The 18,783-nt window shown below is 40.5% G+C and carries 15 protein-coding genes; 4 read left to right on the top strand and 11 right to left on the bottom strand.

The window, feature by feature from the left end; genetic code table 11:
* Positions 1 to 259: 259 nt before the first annotated feature.
* The 4 genes from PZ892_RS18000 to PZ892_RS17985 all read left to right on the top strand — a co-directional run bounded on the left by PZ892_RS18000 (position 260) and on the right by PZ892_RS17985 (position 5,197).
* On the top strand, positions 260 to 763 hold the full coding sequence (locus tag PZ892_RS18000; RefSeq protein ID WP_094258397.1) for an RNA polymerase sigma factor: 504 nt from the start codon (positions 260 to 262) through the stop codon (positions 761 to 763).
* 1,620 nt (positions 764 to 2,383) lie between these two features.
* Positions 2,384 to 2,926, top strand: a complete 543-nt coding sequence (locus tag PZ892_RS17995; RefSeq protein WP_094258394.1) for a ferritin-like domain-containing protein — start codon at positions 2,384 to 2,386, stop codon at positions 2,924 to 2,926.
* A 492-nt stretch (positions 2,927 to 3,418) separates the two neighbouring features.
* Positions 3,419 to 4,426: a hypothetical protein gene (locus PZ892_RS17990; RefSeq protein ID WP_277711794.1), complete on the top strand. Its 1,008-nt coding sequence runs from the start codon at positions 3,419 to 3,421 to the stop codon at positions 4,424 to 4,426.
* A gap of 636 nt (positions 4,427 to 5,062) precedes the next feature.
* Positions 5,063 to 5,197 carry a hypothetical protein gene (locus tag PZ892_RS17985; RefSeq protein ID WP_256962546.1) on the top strand — a complete coding sequence of 45 codons (135 nt, stop codon included), beginning with the start codon at positions 5,063 to 5,065 and terminating at the stop codon, positions 5,195 to 5,197.
* A 164-nt stretch (positions 5,198 to 5,361) separates the two neighbouring features.
* On the opposite strand, the gene PZ892_RS17980 is transcribed toward PZ892_RS17985, so the two are convergent.
* The 11 genes from PZ892_RS17980 to PZ892_RS17930 form a co-directional block, all read right to left on the bottom strand.
* On the bottom strand, positions 5,362 to 5,757 hold the full coding sequence (locus PZ892_RS17980; RefSeq protein WP_277711793.1) for a hypothetical protein: 396 nt from the start codon (positions 5,755 to 5,757) through the stop codon (positions 5,362 to 5,364).
* 325 nt (positions 5,758 to 6,082) lie between these two features.
* A complete protein-coding gene (locus tag PZ892_RS17975) occupies positions 6,083 to 7,840 on the bottom strand; it encodes an FAD/NAD(P)-binding protein (protein ID WP_277711792.1) in 1,758 nt (585 codons plus the stop codon).
* 563 nt (positions 7,841 to 8,403) lie between these two features.
* Positions 8,404 to 8,769, bottom strand: a complete 366-nt coding sequence (locus PZ892_RS17970; protein WP_094258388.1) for a response regulator — start codon at positions 8,767 to 8,769, stop codon at positions 8,404 to 8,406.
* A 42-nt stretch (positions 8,770 to 8,811) separates the two neighbouring features.
* Positions 8,812 to 9,621, bottom strand: coding sequence for a protein-glutamate O-methyltransferase CheR (locus PZ892_RS17965; protein ID WP_094258387.1), 810 nt, complete (start codon positions 9,619 to 9,621; stop codon positions 8,812 to 8,814).
* Positions 9,622 to 9,624: 3 nt separating this feature from the next.
* Entirely contained in the window at positions 9,625 to 9,990 is a 366-nt protein-coding gene (locus PZ892_RS17960) for a response regulator (RefSeq protein WP_094258386.1), read from the bottom strand.
* Between the two features lie 13 nt (positions 9,991 to 10,003).
* Positions 10,004 to 13,579, bottom strand: coding sequence for a response regulator (locus PZ892_RS17955; protein WP_277711791.1), 3,576 nt, complete (start codon positions 13,577 to 13,579; stop codon positions 10,004 to 10,006).
* Complete coding sequence (locus tag PZ892_RS17950) at positions 13,579 to 15,051, bottom strand: ATP-binding protein (protein ID WP_277711790.1); 1,473 nt, start codon at positions 15,049 to 15,051, stop codon at positions 13,579 to 13,581. The genes PZ892_RS17955 and PZ892_RS17950 overlap by 1 nt, the downstream gene beginning before the upstream one ends.
* 1,046 nt (positions 15,052 to 16,097) lie before the next feature.
* Positions 16,098 to 16,532: a restriction endonuclease subunit S gene (locus PZ892_RS17945; protein WP_169715238.1), complete on the bottom strand. Its 435-nt coding sequence runs from the start codon at positions 16,530 to 16,532 to the stop codon at positions 16,098 to 16,100.
* Positions 16,502 to 16,777, bottom strand: a complete 276-nt coding sequence (locus PZ892_RS17940; RefSeq protein WP_169715237.1) for a hypothetical protein — start codon at positions 16,775 to 16,777, stop codon at positions 16,502 to 16,504. The genes PZ892_RS17945 and PZ892_RS17940 overlap by 31 nt, the downstream gene beginning before the upstream one ends.
* A 439-nt stretch (positions 16,778 to 17,216) precedes the next feature.
* Entirely contained in the window at positions 17,217 to 17,747 is a 531-nt protein-coding gene (locus PZ892_RS17935; RefSeq protein WP_094258381.1) for an N-6 DNA methylase, read from the bottom strand.
* Positions 17,731 to 18,615: a leucine-rich repeat protein gene (locus PZ892_RS17930; RefSeq protein ID WP_277711789.1), complete on the bottom strand. Its 885-nt coding sequence runs from the start codon at positions 18,613 to 18,615 to the stop codon at positions 17,731 to 17,733. The genes PZ892_RS17935 and PZ892_RS17930 overlap by 17 nt, the downstream gene beginning before the upstream one ends.
* Positions 18,616 to 18,783: the final 168 nt, after the last annotated feature.

Raw genomic sequence — 18,783 nt, 5'->3', positions numbered from 1 at the left:
AGTCCGCTATTTTGGTAATTCTTAAAAAAACACAATTTAGCTGTTAGTTGCATACCAGTAACTGTAAAATACTTTTTATCATGGATAGATTGATGAGGATTTAATTGGCACGGGTATTGAATATTGTCGATTATACAACCTTAACATATAGATATAACCTATCCACACGCGAGGTGTACAGATAGACTATATCAAACATCTTCCTTTGCGCAAAGGGTTAATTAAATAGTAATATTTATTCACAAAAGCCCTATTAAAGATGAATTATAGATTTATAAAAGAAGAGGTATTGGTGCATACACCAACACTTTTGCAATACGCCAATAAATTCACTCAGGATCATAATGATGCCGAAGACCTTCTTCAGAACACATTGATCAAGGTGCTGAAGTATCAGAAGAAATACGTTACTGGAACCAACCTATTGGGGTGGATCTATACTATTATGAGAAATACATTCATTAATGATTGCCGAAGAAGAGTTCATCAGCTCAAGTATATAAATGGGATTACGGATTCCAAGGATATAGAAAGTCGGATCAGTAGAGATAGAGCGGAAGGCAATTTAATGAGTGAAGAAATAAACACCGTCATGAAAACAATTCCTGAAATATACTATAATGCATTCATGATGTATTATGAAGGGTTCAAATATTATGAAATAGCTGAATATCTAGGGGTACCTGAAGGAACGGTAAAGACCCGAATTCATACGGCCAGGAAAATCCTCCAGAAAAAGCTACGTAACTATAGGCATGATTAGGGAAAAACTATAAAAACAGAACCAGAGGTAATTAAATCAGGCCCTCTGGTTCTGTTGTTCTGTTATATGGTGCGGGTAATGGTAATCAAGCAAAGCTGACCCTGAAGCCATATTGATATTATTAATCGTTTTTATCGTTCTTAAATTCCCCCTAAATTTAAAGCCCCCAATGATAGTATCATTACTTCTCTTGCATAGGAGGGGACCTATGAATTCCATTAAGCAATTACATTCAATGTGCACATAGCTGACCCATGAAATTCTTGTTGATCAAAATATTTTAATTTATGATCCTCTGGTATATGTGATCAGGTATAGTGACCTTTCCATGGAGGAATTTTTCTATCATCATGCTGCCAACAACCCTTTAAAAACTCAAAAGGAGAAATGGTTCATGGTCTGTTTGGTATTCTGCTTAAAGAAACCGAAGTAATTCCAAGATAAGATGCGACGTAATGCTACGGAACACGTTGGATAATATGGGGATATTCTTCGATCAACTCTCTGTAGCGCTACTCAGGACGTTTTTAAGGTAGGAATAGAAAGTTTTTTGAGATTGTAAAAGTCGTTTGAATAGATGCTCCTGTATTTCTTCTTTGATTTCGGGGAAACTTTGTAACCCGTCCAAAAAATCCTTTTGTGAAAGCGTCAGCAGAATGCAGGAATCTAGGCTTTCTATGCTATAGAGGCTCGGTAGATCAGCACGGAAGCTTTCAATGGACGAAACTTTATCGCCTTCAAAAAAAACTGGGTGGAAATATCCTTACCATCATTATTGACCCAAGTCCGCAAACATCCTTTCTTAACAAAAAACATAGTTTTGGAGATTTCCCCTTCCTGTAAAAGAATGGTTTTGGCAGGAACTTCCAGCTGATTAAAGAGATTTTGGAGTTTATCACTTACCATTGTTAAGCTTCATTTATTATTGATTGGTAATACAATATTACGTTTTTTTAATAGATCCAATGTTTTGAGTCTCTAGGGTTAAAACGAATATTTTGTCTTGAATTACATAAAATATTTAAAAGATTTTTCAGAGAAATTTATTGGGTCTGAAGTATGAATTTTTATTCCTCCTGCAGATATAAGAGCATATCCTATTTTAACATTGATATGCTAGTGATTGTCTCAATCCCAATGGCGAGATTTCAGCGTTCTATAAAAAAACTGTCCAGAAATTTCTTTGGCACACTCATTGCAACTTCATGTACATACAACCATAAGATTTTTATTGGACCGGAGATTTAACGAGAGGTTTGTTTCTGGTCCAATTTCAATCTAAACCATCTTTGTGCAAAGGGGAATTAAAACCCGTTTTCTACTAAATCTCTTTTTAAAATGAACAATGATTTTATAAAAAATGAAGTGTTGGTTCATTCGGACACCTTGCTTCACTATGCGAACAAGTTTACCAAGGAACAAAATGATGCGGAGGATCTCCTCCGAGATACCCTCATGAAGGTCTGTTGTATAAAAATATCCCCTGCCCAAATTTATATCTCCAGAATAAAATCTTCACTACTTTTATCTAAATCCTACAGAAGCTTGGACAAATACCGAAATTCAGAACAATTATGAGCTTAGTTTGTTAAGTCCCCAAACAATCTTAACAATATTATCATGGCAACAACAACAAAATCTACTCCTAAGGAAACTAAAGTTAAAGCAAAGCCAAGCGCGGCTAAAGATTTAAATGAGCTATTTGAGGACGGCCTAAAGGATATTTATTGGGCTGAGAGGGAATTGGTAAAAGCATTACCTAAAATGGAAAAAAATGCTACGTCTCAAAAACTGAAAACAGCAATATCTTCTCATCTTGAAGAGACCAAGGAACATGTCAGTAGACTGGAAGAAGTTTTTGAATCGATCGGAATTAAAGCGAAGGCAGAGAAATGTGATGCTATGGCCGGGCTATTAGAAGAAGCTAAAAGTATTATGGAAGAGACAGAATCTGGGGCTGTGCGGGATGCGGGAATAATCGCCGCTTCCCAAAAAGTAGAACATTATGAGATTGCAACTTATGGCACGCTGGCGGCTTTCGCAAAAACGCTTGAACATAAGGATGCATTAAAGTTGCTCTTGAAGACATTAAAAGAAGAAAAGTCATGCGATGAAAAATTAACCGCCATTGCGGATACGAACTTAAATTCAAAAGCCGAGTAATATATATCTAGTAAAATAGGTATTTTTAAATGCCAACCTTCTAGGTTGGCATTTAAATTTAATATCCTATCTTACAGGCCTTGCGCGCAATTTTCATTAAACCAAAAAATGCCAAAGCAGAAAAGAAAATAAGCGCCTAGATCGATGTCCCCATTTATAACATTCTGAAATATTATTTTTAAACTTAAATTTATCAAACGAATTGATTCCCGAACTGTTCTAGGCAACATATCTGACGGAAAAAGAGAGAAAATACCCGCTAACAGGTGGATCGACATTCACGAACAAAGCAATGAACCTTACACCTGAAAATACACCAGGAATGGGCAAAAATAAAAATAAAGCTGCACTTCACCCACTGGAAGGGAACAGGACGTACTAAATTAATGACGGCAGCACAGCTCTAGCATAATTTGATCTTTAAATTATATATGCTAAAACAAAATACATTCGAAACAGATTAAGGGTATAGGAATAATTCAATGACAAGGAATGGAAGCAAAGAAACCTTTTAAATATGTAAACTGCAATTCAAAGGGCATCTCTAGGATACAAAACGGTGAGGTATTTGAATACTACGACCAAAAAAACGTGAGGATTGTGGATCCATCGGTCCTATCTCGGATCCATTCCTTGGTAATCCCTCCAAATTGGACCAATGTATGGATATGCCCGAATAGATATGGGCACATCCAGGCCACGGGCTTGGATATTAGGCAACGTAAGCAATATATCTACCATCCCCGTTGGACAGCTTTCCAGGACCAGGATAAGTTCAGCAGACTATATCACTTTGGAAAGAGCCTACCAGTATTGAAAAAACAGTTGGAGAAGGATATCAAAAGGGACCTGTGTGACCAGAGATATGTCTGTGCTCTGGCAATCATGATCATCCAGCACACCTCCATACGTCCAGGAAATACCATATATAGAAATTCCAATGGTTCCTTTGGTCTCACCACGCTCCAGAATAAACATGTTAAATTACAGCAAGGAAAGGTAATATTAAGATATAGGGGGAAAAAAGGTGTAAAGCAGGAGAAAGCATTTAGTAAGAAAAGGCTGTATGATAATATTGAGAAGATATTGCAACTCTCGGGAAAACAGTTTCTCCAATACTTGGACGAACAGAATGTTAAAAGAGCCATAAAGCCTTGCCATCTAAACAGCTATCTTTCTGAAATATATGGTGGGAATGTTACCAGTAAAACCATAAGAACGTGGAACGCATGCTTTTTGGCTTTGGGTCATCTTTTGGAAACCTATCCCGGCAACACTAAGAACCGAAACAAAAGCTGCAGAGAACTTGTCAGTTCCGTCGCGCATATTTTGGGAAACACACCATCTGTGGCACGCAAAAACTACATCTGTCCAGTTATCTTAAAAAGGTTTGAAGAGGGCAGTCTTGACGGCTGGATGAGAAGGTATGCAAACATTGCAAAGAAGGAGAAGGATACAATTGTCCAAAAAAAGCTCTTGATGCTATTGAAAGGGTGTTAGATAGATCATCATTGTTTTTATCCCGTAAAAAATCTGAATAATTTGTTATAATGAGTAAACTCACGGCACCGATCAAACATAGCTGAGACCATGGTTTAACCCATGATCTAGAGCCTCTTCATACATATTCCAATAAACTGTGGAGCTCAGGGGGGGATGGTGATAATAGATTGATGAAGGTTCAAACACCTGATAGGAAAACCTAAAGTCCCCCTCATCAACTTCTCGGAGTATTACCAATACAATCACTCCCTTATTTCTCAACCAGCTTTGTATACTGGTCGTGTCGGGATACCCGTCAAACCCTTTTTCCCTCGCATATTCAAGGATGTTCATATTATTGTTTACCATAAAACAATGATCTAGGATTAGTGTCTTAATACTAAAATAGATAAAGAACATTCTACGGTGAAAATATTAAATGGAATTGAGTGATTTGATTAAAAATTGTAGACAAGGAGCTATGGGTTACTGATTTTATCCAATTCTTTAAAACAAGATAAACAGAAATAATTTGGTCTATTTCTCACGAAAATTATCAGTTATAAAATATTTTCAAGAAAATTCCTTAAAAAATATAAAGTTGAACGGTCTTTGCAATAATATCCAAAAATAAATCAACTAATGGAACTATATATGGAAAATTTTAAAACAGCAGAAGAACTTGGTCTGGAAAAGGGATATTATCTATTATTGTTAGCCATCTTGGGAGAGAATGGCCAAGAACATGGTTCCAGGGAAGATAGTGGAATTCAAAACAGTGCCAATTGATCACAGTTTTTTAGAATGCTGTTCTCGAATGGCAGAAAATAGGTGGCTCTATTTCTGATCTGAGTGCAACAGCAAAATTGCAAAAATAGATAAAGAATAAAAAACGTCCATTTTTATGGACGTTTTTGAGAATTAGAGATTATGGATATGTTTTAAAATTAGGTTTAATCCTCTTTTTCAGCTTCGGGATTGATATGGTTCTCTGCAATAAAAGTGAGTTCCTGATCTTCCTCTTCCTGAGCTATTTGAGCCACCCCCGGAATTATTCGATCCGCGTGCCGAGCTGGTAGATCCGCGGCGTGAACCACTTGACCTTCGTCCCGAAGCGCTACCTTTTCTGGAACCAGAGCTGGATGAAGTAAACCTTCCATCGCTATCGCGGCGTCGGTTTGATGATCTGCCGTCCGAAGAGTATTCATCATCCTCATCATAATCATCATAATCATCCTCATCGTAGTCTTCATCCTCGTTATCGTAATCCTCGTCCTCATAGTCATCATATTCTTCTTCCTCGAACTCATCATCATAATCTTCATCATTTGATGCGTCGCGGAATCCATGACTGTACCCTAATTGGTAAATGTTTTCTAATGAATGTTCGTTATTGTCAGAGGCCCCCCTCTTGAGCGGCTGCTTGAATTATTTCTTTTCATGATAAATTACTTAAATGTTAAACTGTTTTGATACAGTGGTTTATAATAATAAAATAACGAAACGCTCTCTAGAACCGGTTTCTTAAAATTGAACCCTTTAAAATATAAAAGGTTCACAATTAGTGCGAATTCTACAATAGGCTTTTAGACTTGATCAATTATCACTCTTTGATTTCCTGAAAGAGAGAGACGTCCCCTTAACTCCGAAATGCATGGGTCAGCCCTATAATATTCAATCCATATCGTTATTCCCCAACATATTGGCAATTCTCTCAGCCGCTGTATCGCAGAAATCCAGGCCAGAAAAATCTGGGTTTACCCCACTGATAAATGGCACTGCCATAATGAAGAGTGAGGGATTGACTGCCCCGAACCTGTCCAGTGCCTGAAAGTTATCATTTATGGCCAGTCCCGTCACTTTCATGAAATATTTGCCCATGTCATCTCTGTACACATTGGCTGCATCGTTTTCAACATGTTTTTTTGCATTTTCCTCATCCTTGAAAAATAGGAATCCGGAAGTGACCTTACCCGTCTTAAGCCCGTCAAAGGGAAGGTCGTTGAAGTGCATGGGCCTCTGCCCAATGGCATCTACAAAAATCTCATAGTTTTCTTCAAATCTGTCCCCTTCGTCATCTACGAACGTTACTTTACATCCTGAACCTGTTGCATTGGGAACGAACTCGCTTTCCTCACCAACGGCGTAGTTACGAAGGAGATCCTGTTCATATAGAGCAATCATCTCATGGTAGGAAGCTTGGGGCAGGGACGCAATAACAATTGAAATGAGCGGCATAAGCACTTTTTTGTGCCGGACCATATCTTCGGCGCTGAGATGTTTTGCCGGGTAGTTGATGGCATAGCTAAAGGCAGACAGAGCTTCCTTCCAACTTATGGACTGCTGCCGCTTTATTGACTTTTCAGCTTCCCTGAATTCGGCCATAAATAGCTTTATGGCATCGATCTCTTCCCGGATTTGCAGCATTCTCTCGGTAAATTCTTCAATTCCCAGATCTTTCACCCTGGAGTAAAAATCGGGGTCCCTCTGACTGAGAGGGATCAGGAAGTTTCTCTCAAATACGTGGTCGAGATCCACGAAGCCCCCATTTTTCGCTTTATATTCATTGATTTCGTCCAAACCCATTGTCCACTCACTGGAAAATGCCTTATCCTCCGAATGGAACCTTAGGGCGGGAAGGAACCCTCTGGTGGAAAATAGGTCGATCCGAAAACCGCTGCTGTCTTCGTTCAATATGAAATCATAACCGCCTTCAGGTCTTTCCCTGAATTTTCCGTTTGCCCTGGCCAAAGTTTTTATGGCATCAACTGCCGTTAACGACGCCCCCCGGATCGCTACTGGGAAATTTGCATTCAAAGATAGCTTTGAGGGAGGATAGGGAGAATCGTACCACGAATTGATCCTTCCTTCATTTTTAAGGGGCCATAAATGGCCGGTGCACAGGATCACAACGTCCGCATGGGTGGTGCCCTGGGATGTCAGAATCCTGAATGGTTCTCCTCCATCGCCGGGAATAATGTCCTCCACACAGGTATCCAAACGTATATCTATGGTAATCCCCAGGGACCTAGCTATTCCGATATAGCTATGGAAAGAATATTCCAGATAATCACCCAATAACCTCCTAGGGATCACTTCGTAGGGATTTATTTTTTTTCGTTGACAGAAAGATGGATATCCCTCTGGCGGAAATCTTTGAACGTATGATTCAAAATCTTCTGCAAGTAAAGGAAGTTCATTTGCAGAAACATTGGCCAGGTGTTCCTTTCCTGCCCCCATTTTGCCGTAGGGCATACCCACCCCCAATCTATCGAACCTTTCGAAAATGGTAAGCTTTTGAAGGGTAATTTTGCGTTCAACAATGTGCTTGACCATAAAAAGTGCTGCTGGTCCGCCTCCTACAATCGCAATATTTTGCTGTATGTTATTTTTGTCCATGGAATTGTTATATATTAATTTGATAGTAGCCAAGTGCTAACATTATCGTCCCATAGCTACTGGGACTAACCATAAACATAAACGGTATGGAAAAGTTAGATGTAAATGCATTTTTTAAATTACAAATCCTCTTTTAATATATCTGCTTAAAAAATCCATAGTCCTGTTAAATATTTCGAAACCGGATTGCGATGTTTATATTTATATAGATGTTGGGCCAAGCTGAACAATAACCAATGAACAAACCTTTTTTATAGATTTAAAAATATGTGGCAGACTGAAATATGAGAGATCTCATCCGGAAACTTAAGGAATACCTGTGGGAGGCAGGATATGAAATAGACCAGGAAGATAGAGGAATGAGATATTTTTTCTATTCCTATACCTTTTTAACTGTTCTTTTCATACTGATTATGATATATATCCTCCTTAAAACGTCCTTATAAAAGAAGGAAGGCTTGAATCGACGACCCAAGCCCCTATTAACCAAACAATTATTATCCTATAAAGATACTAAAAATTTCAGAGCAACATGAGAAACCCGTTAAATATTAGTGGAGATTAAATTAATGGTTTTTGATAGTGGAGATTGTTTCCTATGGCTGGAGGATCTTATTTACTATGCCCTCCAGGCTGACCAAGTCAAAAGGTTTGGAAAGGAAATAATTTGCTTTTGCCTGACCGGCTAAAAATTCTATGTCACTGTTCGCTGAGACCAAGATTACCGGGATATCTCGATAAAGTGGGCTGGATTTCAGCATCTGCGTAGCCGCCACCCCTCCGATATCCGGAATCCAGTTGTCCATAAAGATCAGGTCAGGCTTAAAACTGCTCACTTTCTCCAACACGTCGTGCGACGTCCGCGATTGATCGACTATATGCCCCATGTCCTCCAATACGATAGTAAATATCTCAAGCACGTGCCTATCGTCATCGAAAATAAGTATCTTTTTGTTTTCCATTGTATTATGCGAAAATATCAAATCTCCCCAAATTTTGAAACATTAATTTATTTTCTGCCAGATTTTTTGGTCACCAATCTGTTGGAACCTGCCCCTCAGAGAGGAAAACAGGAGGGTTTCCTTAGGACCCAGGCCTAGGAACCCGGCATTTTCCAAGCTTGTGTCGAAGAGTTCTAGAACCGATCCCTGAAGGGATCGCCTAAAATAGATCAGAACGTTCCGGCACAGGATCAGCTGAAAGCTATTGAAGGAGGAATCACCGGCAAGGTTATGGGTAGAGAACACCATACGGGAGCGGAGCTCATCGCTAAACCGAAATTTGCCCTGCTTAGAAGAAAAATAGTCCGATAGTTCCCCTGTACCGCCCGAACTGAAATAATTTTCAGTATACTCCCCAAGGTTCTCCAAGGGAACAAGGCCTTGGCCGGCAATCTCTACAGAGAACGGGTTTAGGTCGGTTGCGTAAATTAGGGACCGTTCAATCAGTCCTGCCTCCTTTAGCAGTATGGCCATTGAATATGCTTCTTCACCCGTGGAGCAACCCGCTATCCAGACCCGGATCAGGGGGTAGGTACTCAGGTAAGGGATTACCCTCTGGCGGAGGTTGAGGAAAAATGAGGGATCTCGGAACATGGAGGTCAGGGGAACGGTGACCTGTTGCACAAAGCTTCCTGCCAACGAGGGATCCATGATCATCTTGTCTAGGAGTCCTCCCAGATCGGTAACCTTCCATAGGGACATTATCCGCACAATCCTTCTTTGAAGGGAGTCCAGGCTATAACCGGTGAAATCATACCCGAATTCCTCGAGTAACCTGGCCAGGAACATATCTAAATGGGATCCGATTTCCATTTCTCAGCCTTTTACTAATCCCCGGATCTCGGTCAACAGGAGATCAATATCAACTGGCTTGGATACATATCCATCAGCTCCCGCGCTGAGACATCTCTCCCTGTCCCCCCTCATGGCCTTTGCGGTCACGGCAATAACGGGAGGATAATCCTTCCCAAGGGAAACCCTGATGTGCTTCAAAAACTGGAATCCATCAAATTCCGGCATCATCATGTCCAGCAGCACTACGCTTATCCCGCTTCCCCCTTCTAGGATGTCAAGTCCCTCCTGGGCGGTAATGACGCCCTGGGCATCGTAGCCCCTAGATCTAAGCGCGGTCTTAAGGGCGAAAATATTCCGTCTGTCATCATCAATAATCAATATGCTCATCTGTTTCTAAGTTTTAACGGTTAAAAAGCCACACTCTTAGTAAGGAGACCAATTGGTCCACATCAACGGGTTTAGAGATATAATCTGAGGCTCCTGCCTTCATGCACCGGTCACGGTCCCCCATCATCGCTTTTGCCGTGACTGCGATTATGGGGAGTTTGCTGAACGTTTCCACGGAACGTATCTTTTCGATGGCCTGAAAACCATCCATCTTTGGCATCATTATATCCATCAGCACGATGTCTATATCGGGATGACTTTCAAGGATCTGGAAAGCTTCAACACCATCGATGGCTGAGTAGATTTCCATATTTAATTTTTCAAGTGCCCTAGATATCGAAAAGATGTTGCGGATATCATCGTCGGCAATCAGGACCTTCCTGCCTTCCAAGATTTCGGACAGTCGGTTACCTTTGGGATTCACTTGCGGAGGGATCCCTGAAGACTTGTGGTCAACCAAATGAAGGAACAGGCTCACCTCGTCCAGGATCCTCTGGAAGGAATGGGCCGTTTTCAGGACGATCGAGTCCGCATATTCCTTAATGCGCATCTCTTCCTGGCCAGAGAGGCTCTTTCCCGTAAAGACGATTATCGGAAGGTCTTCTAGCCCAGCCTGCCCCTTTATGGTTTCCAATATCTCATATGCACCTTGGTCCGGGATTCCCATATCCAGGATTACACATTCAACGTTCCCTGATTTAAGGGCCTTTACGCCATGGTCAAGGGAAGACCTCACCTCTGTGGATATGTCAAAGCTCTCAAGGTAGGAGGACAAGGCTTCGGCATGCTTGGGATTTTCTTCGACAATCAAAACCTTTTTGGAACCCTTTCTCAGGGCCATATCTATTTTGGAGAAAATCTCCTGGAAACCCTGTTTTTGGAAGGGTTTCCTGATAAAATCGATGGCGCCCCTACGAATGCTCTCGCTTTTCTTGGCGTGTTCTGCCGACATCATATGGACAGGTATATGGCGGGTATCCGGGTTCGACTTCAACCCTTCAAGAACTTGCCATCCGTCCATATGGGGCAGGACGATGTCCAGGAGGATTGCCCGGGGGGAAAACCTCAGAGCTGCTTCAATGGCGTGGTCACCCCTGCCGATAGCTATTGCCTTGTAGCCAGACCTTCTTGCATATTGCAGTATCAGCTTGGCGAACGCTTCATCGTCCTCTACGATCAATAGGGTCCTGTCCCCCGGTACAATGTCCCCTCGGTCATCGGCAATGAATTGCGGGAAAAAGGTCTCTGGACCAACAACCGGTGCACCAACTGCCTGCACAATGGGACCGATGGGCTGCTCCTGTTGCACACCAATCCCGCCTCTGTCTAAAAAATCCATGGGCAGCGAGAGTGTAAAACAGCTTCCCTTGCCCGGGGTGCTTTCGACGGTAAGTTCCCCGTGCAGCAATCGTGCGATTTCCCTGCTGATCGAAAGTCCTAGGCCGGTTCCACCGTACTGCCTCCTGGTAGATCCGTCCGCCTGCTGGAAGGCCTCGAATATCAGTTTTTGTTTTTCTTGGGGAATCCCGATCCCGGTATCTCTGACATGGAACAGGACAGAAGGTTCCTTTCCATCGATAAGCTCTACGCTGAGGGTTATGTATCCCTTTTCTGTGAACTTGGTGGCGTTGGAGAGCAGGTTTCTTAGGACCTGTTCCAACCTTAGGCGGTCGCTTTTTAAGTTAAAATCCTCCGGCAGGGTGTTCTCGATCCGGAGGTTCAGGTCCTTTTCCTTGGTTAGGGGGCGGAACATCTGCTGAAGCTCCAAAATGAGGTCGGCCAACCTAAATTCCTCGAGCTCTACGTCCATCTTACCTGCCTCGATCTTGGAAAGGTCCAGTATTTCGTCTATCAGGTTAAGCAGTCCCGTACCGGATGACCAGATGACCTGGGCTGATTCCACCTGTTCATGGTTAAGGTTGCCTTCAATGTTCTCAGTGAGCACACGTGAAAGCAAAAGGATAGAGTTAAGAGGTGTCCGCAGTTCATGTGACATATTGGCAAGGAACTCAGATTTGTATTTGGTGCTCAGCGCTAGGGCTTCCGCCTTTTCCTGTATTTCCTTGTTCCGTGCGACGATCACCTGGTTGGTTTCTTCTAAAAGATGCGATCTTTTCTCGAGTTCCTCGTTGGAGATAAGCAGTTCATCCTGTTGCGACCTTAGCTCCTCTTCTGAGATCCTGAGCTTACCGGCCTGTGCTTCCAGCTCGCTATTGAGGGTCTCCAGTTCTGCATGCTGGACCTGCAACTCTTCGGTCTGGGTCTGCGTTTCTTCCAATAGCTGTTGTACCCTGCGCCGGCTCTGTGCCGCGACCAGGGAAATCCCGATGATTTCACAGAAGTCGGAAATAACATCGAGCTTTTCTTGGCTAAGCTCTCCTCGAGACCCGACTTCGATGATTCCCATGCATTCCTGCTGGTAGACAATGGGTAACAACGCTATCTGGTTAATTGATATCTCCCCCTGTGCAAACGAGAGCTTGAATTCATCGGGACATAGGTCCCTGATGACCCTTTGGCGTTTGGTCCTGTGTACCTCTGCGAAGATCCCCTCCGTTAGAGGAAGCTCTGAGAAAGGAAGGCTATGTAGCCCCACGGTATGCATGACCTTGAAGGATCCCCCTTGGACCATGAAAATTGCTCCGTTCTCCAGATCCATGAAGTCGGTGATGAATTCCATGCTGTACTTCGCAATTTCTGCAAGATCGGGGTTCCCCATCAATCCAGAGTTCAGCTGGGCCATGCCATTTTTCCGCCAATCGTTCCATTGTAGCTCATCAAAGTTCTTCTTCAATGACTTGGTCATTATGCGAAGACTCTCCGCAATGTTGCCAAGGTCATCCTTTTTCGTATCATCTATGATCACAGAATAGTTTCCCTGGGTAATCTGGCGGGCGATCCCTCTGATAAGGTTCAATCTATGTTTTATGTCACGGTCCTTATCTAGCAATTCCTGCTGTAGTTCTGCCCGCCTTTTGTAGTCTCCTCGAAGTTTCCAGAACAGGATGGCAGTGATGACCAAGGACATCAAGGAGGCAAAGGCAAAAAGGATATTTGTTCTAAAAGTGGAGTTATCGAGGTGTTGGGAACGTTTTTCCGCCCGGGTCTCTTCCTCATGCTGAATCTCGCTTATCAGGTTCCTACATGAATCCATGATCGATTTTCCCCTGTCCAACAGGCCGGGGGAAAGGTCGGCCGACCTCAGTCGCTGTCCTATGAGTTCGTCAAGTACTTCAATCCTTTCTCTGGCCAAACGGCCTAGCTGTTGGGTCCGGGCCAATTGCTCGGAGCTCAGATTTCCATTCACAAGACCACTGAGGTGCTGTGGGAGATCTCTCTGGCTGTCCCTGTAAGGAGCCAGGAACTTTTCCTGACCTGTCAAGAGATAGCCCCTCTGTCCGGTTTCAGCATTCTGCAGGTCGATCAAGATCAACTGTGAATTGAGTATGGTCCGTTGGGACTGATCCATAAGGGCTTTGTTCTCCCGCTGATTGCGGAACGAGAAGAACATCACCGCTGATGAGGCCAAAAGGATGGCCATGGAAAAACCAAAGCCTATCTGGAGGTTCCTTAATACATTTTGTGCCATTATTTATTGATTGGTAGGGTAAAATAAAATGTCGAACCTGCCCCGAGCTTGCTCGTGACCCCACAGGTCCCACCGTGGAGGGTAATGATCTCTTTACATATGTGCAGTCCGAGGCCCAGTCCCTGGAACTTTGCTGATGCTTCTTGAACCCTATAGAACTTATCAAACACGAAAGGTATTTTGTGTTCTGGGATCCCTATACCGTTATCGGAGACCTCTACGGACAGGAAATTTTTCTCAACATAGGTGTGGATGCGGACCGTTCGGGAACCGGGAGCATATTTTATGGCATTGCTGAGGTAGTTTGAAAGGACCTGCTCCAATCTTAGGGGATCCGCCAAAATCCGCCTATCTATCTTTGTACCTGTCCGCTCTATTCTCATTTCCGCCGCTTGATGTTCTATCAATGCCGAATCAACAGCCTGTTGGATGACAGTCTCGATATCAATTTCCTGGAGTGTGAGTTTCATCCCCCCGTTTTCCAACCGGGATATGTCCAGTAGGTCCTCAACCAATGTATGGAGCTTTTCGGCCTGTTCCTTAACCTTGCAGAGATAACTGTAAGCACGATGGTCCTTTATGTCCTTCATTGAGCGCAGCGATATTTCTGCAAAGGCCTTGATACTGGTCAAAGGGGTCTTGAGCTCATGGCTCGCAACACTCAAGAATTCATCTTTTTTATTTTCTAATTGCTTTCGCTCATCTATATCGGTCATGGTACCCACCCATCTGTGTCCACCTGACCCCTGAGCTACGGGCACAATCTTTAGGAGATGGTATCGGTAATTCTCAGAATGTTTTTCGCGAAGCCTCAATTCAGCCTCCAATGGGAGTTTGTCTTCCAATTGGAGCTTCCATTTCTCAAATATCTGTCCATCTTCGGGATGGAGATCCGGCCATGTGGTCTTATCATGAGAATACCGAAGCCACTGCTCATTTACGAAATCAACATTCCCGCTGGAATCAGTGGTGAAGGCAATCTGGGGCAATGATTCTAAAGTCGTGTTCAGCTCCTTAAATTTTGAGGAGAGCTCCTTTTGAGAAGATTTGCGCCATTCGACTTCTCGTTGCAGCTCTTCCTGCATTTTATACAGGGCTGCGGTCTGTTCGTAGAGCCGATAGAAGGTCTTTACTTTTAGCAAAAGGATGTCTGGGTCCACCGGCTTGGTAATGTAATCGATGCCTCCGGAATCGTAGCCCTTTGTGATATACTTCTTTTCACGGTTGACAGCAGACAGGAAAATTATTGGAATATCCTTGGTTTTTTTTGTCGACGAAAGAAATTCCGCAACTTCATATCCGTCCATTTCGGGCATCTGTACATCAAGGATGATCAGGGCATATTCGTTCTTGAGGCATTTTTTCAGGGCCTCTTCTCCCGCAAGGGCAGAATCGGTCCGAAAACCTTTTGCTTGAAGGGTTTTTTCCAGCGAAAAGATGTTTTCGGGTTTATCGTCAACTATTAGGATCATTTGTTAATCATTTTTCGATGGTTCCCATTATCTCAGGACCATTGCCGAAAGTAGGTCAAGAAAAGAAATTATCAAAATTTTATTTGATAAAACATCAATTTCAATAATCAGATTATTTAACTTTAATATTTAGTTTTTATAAGATAAATCGATAATTTTAAACTTGGTCAGGAATATTATTTTTGATAAAAATTTATAATAATATTACGACATGATTTCTTTAATTAATCTTAATTATAAAAATTAATTAAGCTTTAAATCACAGCTAACACATATCAACTTTTCTTCAATGTCAATAAAATCTTATATACAATGCAAACTTGAGGATTCGTTAAAAGACTTGACAAATTTATATAATATACATCATCGTAAATCCGATCATAATATTCAAATGGAAATGGGCATACCCTTAAATACAGATATTTTTGTCATTTGTTTAATAAATAAACTAGAGATAAAAATTTACAATTTATACATTTTAAGGGAAGATTGTAAATTATCAACTGATTATAAAATTGGAGAATTAGTTGAGAAAATAAAAAAGGATGTGCTATCGATTTAAGAGGATGAAACTCGTTAAATTTTAAAAAGGAACTATTCCTAAAATATTTCTATAATTCTACGCCATTTAAAATTTAAATTTTTAAAAAATTAGGTTCGTTTTGTGAGACGAATACTTCGACTTAAGTTTTAACAATTTTCTATAGTAGCTGCACAATACTGACGAAACTTAAAACATAGTGATGTGTCGTGACCATTTCCATTTTTGTATTTCTAAGAAAGGCTACCTGATTAATATTAAACTATATTAAATTTTTCCCGTTATTGTTAGCATTAAATCTCGCTAATAATCTTACAAAGATTTAGATCAAAGTGCATATAGGATAAATTTAGCTTGATAAAGGATTTTATTTTTTCAGGAAATAAGGGTCGAATTCCTCAACGAAAAGTGTTTTTCTTTAGCCATCGCTTAAAATGTTACGATCATTTATTTGTACCTTCTATAATATATTATGAACATCTTATCCCCTATCTGCACTAAAATTTTAATAGTTTTTCGCGTTTAGGCCTTTCGAATGTAGATATTGACTAAGCTTTTGATATTCTAAATATTTCATGTAATGCTCCATATATGTATAATCTGGCTCACCGTTGGAATTGGTTGGCATAAGGAGTAGCTGTCTTTTCATTCTCTCTTCATTAAATTTAAATCCATATTCGTACTTTGATTTTTGTTGTAGAATTATGCTTTTAATGAACAAGAAATGGTACTTATTTCCTTCGATAGTTTTAAATGATATTCTTTTAACGTCGTATGAAAATAACGCATCGTAAGGATTGTAAAAATTCTCTACAACACTTCCGTTATAATTGACTCCTAAAACATTCCTATCTCGACTAGAGTTTTCATTATTAACAAACATTGTAACGCCGTTATTTGAATCACTAGCTACGACAAAAGGTGCGTTCCCATTTTCCATTGGGACTTGGTTAATCTAGTACCAGATTTTATATTAAAAACGTCTTCTATAAAGTAAGATTTCCATTTTTTATCTGATAAAGCCACAGGCTTTGGAGTAATCATGAAATTTTCTATTCTATCTTTGATGTAGTTTTGATACGTTTCTTCTTTATTTCTATAAATAGCTTTTATGTATGCCTCCATCAAAGCATAATCAGATTCTTTACCCTCAATACTAGGAAGAAGGAGATTTGTTTTGTTCAACCTTCCTAATGTCGCACCATTTCCCCCCCCCAGTTAAATTTTAATAACTGAATTTTCAATGAAGGAATAATGAATAAGGATGTATATATATTTATCCCTTTAAAACTTAGTATTTGAATATTTTGACCGGTATAGAATTTTGACCTTTGGTAGAAAACAGTTTGTGTATCCAAACCAATAGTAATTGTATTGCCTTCCTCAAGTTCATACTTTTCAGACTGTTCACCAATGAAGCTGCCTATACCATTTAATGTTTCTGTTCTTGTAATGTACGGGATATTGCCAATAACATTTACCAATTTATTTTTGTCAATGCCACTTTTCGTTGCTTTTGGTTCCTAATAATCTTCCAATACTGAAAACACTCCAATTAAGGGTTTCTAAACTATTCTTCACCATCTTTAAATAGATATTGACGTCCTTGCATAACCATACTAAATTAAAATGTCAAATACTCACCTATGTTTTTTTTAAAATCTTCTTGTTTAGGAATTTCGTCATTAAAGTAATAGAACGAATGAAGCCATTCGTCACTTGCCTCTACAGTGGTATTGACACAAAACTTAGTCGGCGATTCAATTCGATTAAACCAGACATCTAACAAATGTTGCCTCTTATCTTTAGCCTTTATAGTCTCAACTAATCCACGATGCTTTTGTACTTCAAATCCATCATCTTCAAAATTTATGAACTTCACTTTTTTATCAATATGGTGTGGTACGCCTGCAGTAAAAACTGCCATACATGGATTCGTACCAACACTATAAAAAGTGTTTTTGTTTAGGGTGATAACCCCCTCTAGAGTATGATGTTTTAATATGTTGATTTTCGAAGCTCGTTCTTCTTTTCTCTTTCCCGTCATCGACGATTGTGGTACAATTATAATAACTCTACCATCTTGGACAACGCTATTTAATAAATGCTCAGTAAAATTGATTTCATACAAGCTCGGATTAGATTTGGTACCCATTGAAGAGGGCGATGTTCAATATTGCATCTGGAAGATGTTTAATCTGGTTATTATCCAAGTCTAATTCTTTTAAAGAACTGAACTCAATAATGGTTTCAGGGATATCTATCTTCGTTTCGCAACTTGAAATATCTAGTTTCTGTAGGTTTTTCAAGCTATGTTTGAATAGGTTCTGCAATTGTATTTTCGGACTGTAATTGGCGTTTAACAGCAAGGTTTGTAGTTTCTCCAACTTTTCGAACCCTTTTGGAACCTCTTTGATTTTATTCATTGATAAATCTAACACCCTTAATTCTTTCAGTTCGAACAATTGCTCTGGAAGAGTTGAGATTTGATTAGTACTCAATATGAGTTCCTTCAAGCCTGTTAAGGAGGTTATGGTTTCAGGAATAGCCTTGATCATGCTGTCCGACAAGTTTAATCGTTCCAAGCAAGAAGATTTTGAAAGTCTCTCCAATATATTTTCTACGTCTAAGACAACTTGTTTTTCAGAAAACCCTAATTGCATTAAAGTAAAGGATTTCAATTTGGGTAAAGATTTAAAATCCTCAGGAATGGTTTTGATTAATGGGGCATTTAATTCAATTTCCTCCAAGTTTTTCAATTCGAAGAGCTCTTTTGGAAAGCCATAAATCTTTTCATGGACGACCAGCTTTTTCAGCTTGGTCAGACTTCCCAATTCCTTAGGGAGAGGTTTTTTGACTGGGGAATCAAAAGCTAATTCTTCAAGCTGTGTAGCTTTTGCAATTGCAGCTGGAACATCCTCTAGATCATTTAAACTAATTTTTAATTTCTTCAGGTTCCGAAGCTCAAACAGCCAATCTGGGAGTTCGTAAATCTGATTTCCGCCTAGATTTATTTCCTCCACCAATAGGCATTCCTTAAGAATTTCAGGAACTGATTCCAGCTATTTTTCAGACAGGTCTACTTTTTTTATCTGAGCCTTTTCACTTTCAATTTTCATAAGATTTTTTTCCATGCAGATAGAGGTTTATGAAGTTTAGTAAAATGATAGATTGCTGATTCTCTTAAAGAT

Origin of the sequence: Sphingobacterium sp. WM (assembly GCF_029542465.1) — a bacterium.
Taxonomy (GTDB): domain Bacteria; phylum Bacteroidota; class Bacteroidia; order Sphingobacteriales; family Sphingobacteriaceae; genus Sphingobacterium; species Sphingobacterium cellulitidis.
Note: the sequence above shows the minus strand (reverse complement) of the source record. Positions and strands in the feature narration are given on the sequence as shown.